Here is a 349-nt window from a genome sequence, read left to right as displayed (position 1 = left end):
GCGCTTGCGCGCTTGTTCCAGGATCGGCAGCACGTGTGCGAACTGCTCCCGGCTCATGTCGCTCGGATAGGTCTTTTGGCGCATCCGCATAGTCTGCACTGATCAGCGAAGATCGTGAACAGGTTCTAAGGAAGGTCTGAATAACGAGGCCTGAGAGTGCGGGATGTCGCGTCGTTCCGAAGAGTGGCGTTTGAATCTTTGGAATTTCGCCATTTCTGGCGCTTTCCGTGGGAATTTCCTGGTTTACAGGCGCACGCTCCCCATAGCCGGCAGCAACTGCTTTCGCTTCATCCACAGATTGGAGAGCGCAAACAAGGTCAGCACGTGTGCGGTGTTTTTGGCCAGGCCG

2 pseudogenes are annotated in these 349 nt (G+C 56.2%); both read right to left on the bottom strand.

What is annotated here, in order from left to right:
• Positions 1 to 90 (bottom strand): annotated as a pseudogene (locus tag F7R02_RS25975) (IS5/IS1182 family transposase); the annotation flags it as partial.
• A 153-nt stretch (positions 91 to 243) separates the two neighbouring features.
• Positions 244 to 349, bottom strand: a pseudogene (locus F7R02_RS25970) (IS5/IS1182 family transposase); the annotation flags it as partial.

The sequence above is a fragment of the Xanthomonas cissicola genome (genome assembly GCF_008801575.1).
GTDB lineage: Bacteria > Pseudomonadota > Gammaproteobacteria > Xanthomonadales > Xanthomonadaceae > Xanthomonas > Xanthomonas cissicola.
Note: the sequence above shows the minus strand (reverse complement) of the source record. Positions and strands in the feature narration are given on the sequence as shown.